The 2,276-nt window shown below is 67.5% G+C and carries 1 protein-coding gene and 1 pseudogene; one reads left to right on the top strand and one right to left on the bottom strand.

The window, feature by feature from the left end:
- Nucleotides 1-28: 28 nt before the first annotated feature.
- A pseudogene (locus FGF04_RS42265) lies at nt 29-243 on the bottom strand (IS110 family transposase); the annotation flags it as partial.
- Between the two features lie 464 nt (nt 244-707).
- Between FGF04_RS42265 and FGF04_RS38875 the strand changes: the two are divergent.
- Nucleotides 708-2,234, top strand: a complete 1,527-nt coding sequence (locus tag FGF04_RS38875) for an MFS transporter (RefSeq protein ID WP_149516106.1) — start codon at nt 708-710, stop codon at nt 2,232-2,234.
- The last annotated feature ends 42 nt before the right edge of the window (nt 2,235-2,276 follow it).

A 2,276-nucleotide genomic window follows, 5' to 3' on the forward strand; every position in this document is an offset into this window, starting at 1 on the left:
CTCATGTTCCCGGCCGCCGTCGGCGGCAGGCCCCGACCGGGGCCGGCTGGCCGACCGCGACCAGCACCGTTCCGTGGTTGGCCTTCAGTTTGGCGAACAGCCCACGGAGCTTGGGATCGGTGTTGGGAAGCCGCTTGTCGATCGGCTTCTTCCCTGCCGGGGTGACGGCGGTGGTGTGGTGTTCGTCTTGCCGGCCTCCAGGCCGAGGAAGACGTCGATGTTGCCGGKGTTGTTTACGTGCAGGCTCTTGTCTCGCGCTTTCGTCCGACCTTGCCGGGGGATCGAGCTGCCGCATCCGCATTGCGCAGAGCTCTTCCAGCTTGGGTGAAGCCGGTGCTCAAGCCCCTCCTCCGTGGTCCGTCGATGCCTCCGGGCGTAGTGACACCACCCTTCTCGGATCATGGACAACAAGGGGGGAGTCGTGCCGGATTCGAGGGCCGTAGGCCCCATTGCGGAGCTACGAAGACGGTAACGGGGGAGGGGCCGCAGGCCCTGTGGGGCTGCTGTCGTCACCGACTAGTGATGAACGTCGTGCTCTATTGCGCACATTGTTCCCCAAGTCGTACAGTGCTCGCATCGCGCGCACTATGTGCGGCAGGGGGTCGGGTGTGCGGCCGGAAAGGGGCTGTAAGAAACCGCAGGGTTGGTTTGGTAATGTTTCTGTCGGCTGGGGCTGCCGGGCCGGTGTCGTTGGGAGAGGTTGAATGATGGAGCGTGATCCTCGTCGTTGGCTGATTTTGGTTGTGTTGTGTCTGAGTACGCTGGTGCTGGTGATCGACAACATGGTGCTCACGGTTGCGGTGCCGACGATCACGGAGGATCTGGGGGCCAGTGCTCAGGAGGTCCAGTGGGTTCTTGAGTCCTACATGCTGGTCTTCGCCGGGCTGCTGCTGACGGCCGGGAGTCTGTCCGACAAGTTCGGCCGGCGGAAGGTCATGATCATCGGGCTGGCGCTGTTCGGCGCCGCGTCCGTCATCGGCATGGTCGCCGCCACCCCGGAACAGCTGATCCTGGGACGTGTGCTGATGGGGGTGGGGGGTGCGCTGGTGATGCCCAGCACGCTATCGATCCTGATCACGGTCTTCGACGAGGGGGAGCGGCCCAAGGCGATCGCGGTGTGGAGCGCGGTGGCCATGGTCGGCCTGGTCGGCGGCCCGGTCCTGGGCGGCGCGCTGCTGGCGCACTACTGGTGGGGCGTGGTCTTTTTGATCAACATCCCGATCGCGGCGCTGGCCATCGTGGCGGCCATGGTTTTGATGCCGGAGTCCAAGGGGCCCTGGCGCAGGGCCGACCCGGTGGGCATGGTGCTGTCGGTGGTGGGCATGGGCGCTCTGGTGTGGACGATCAACGAGTTGCCCAAGGGGGGTCTGGAGCACGCCGGTACCCGGGTCTCGCTGGCGGTGACCGTGGCCGCTCTGGTGGGGTTCGCGTTGTGGGAGAAGCGTCATGCCTCGCCGATGGTGCCGCTGGCGCTGTTCCGTGACCGGGTGTTCACGGGGGCGAGTTTCTCGCTGGTGCTGCTGACGCTGGCCAACGGTGGTCTGATGCTGGTGCTGACGCAGTATCTGCAGTTCGTTCTCGCCTACACCCCGACCGAAGCGGGTCTGGCCTTTACGCCGCTGGCGGTGGCGACCTTGGTGTTCAACGCGCTGGGTGCCTCGCTGATCGCGAAGACCGGCAACCGGGTCATGGCGGTCCTGGGTCTGCTGGTGATCGCTTCCGGTTTCGCTGTGCTGTCGACGCTCACCACGAGCAGTGGCTGGGGTGTTCTGGCCGGGGCGATGGTGCTGATGGGTGCGGGCAGTGGTCTGGCGATGCCGGCGGCGATGGCGGCGATGATGGGCGCGATTCCCGAGGAGCACGCAGGCGTGGGGTCCGCGCTCAACGACACCATCCAGCAGGCCGGCGCCGCCCTGGGCGTGGCCGTCCTGGGAGCGGTGCTGACCAGTACCTTCACCGCCCACATGCCGGGCAGCGCTCCCGAGGCCGCGCGCCATTCCATCGGTGAGGCGCTGGCGGTGACGGACCGCACTAAGGACGCCGCGCTGCTCGACGCCGTTCATAGCGCTTTCACCGATGCGATGTCCGCGAGTTTCCTGGTCGGCGCCGCCGGCGTGGTGGGGGCTGCGGTGCTGGCCTTCTTCCTCATGAAGGACCGCACGGACGAGACGAAGGAGCACCGGGGGAGCGCGGCCGGCGCGGGCCCCGCGCAGGACCTGGCCACCCACCCCTGACCCCGCCCGCCCGCGGGCCGGCGGGCGGGCGGGGTCAGGGGT

This window comes from Streptomyces apricus, assembly GCF_008369065.1.
In the GTDB taxonomy this organism is placed as follows: domain Bacteria; phylum Actinomycetota; class Actinomycetes; order Streptomycetales; family Streptomycetaceae; genus Streptomyces; species Streptomyces apricus.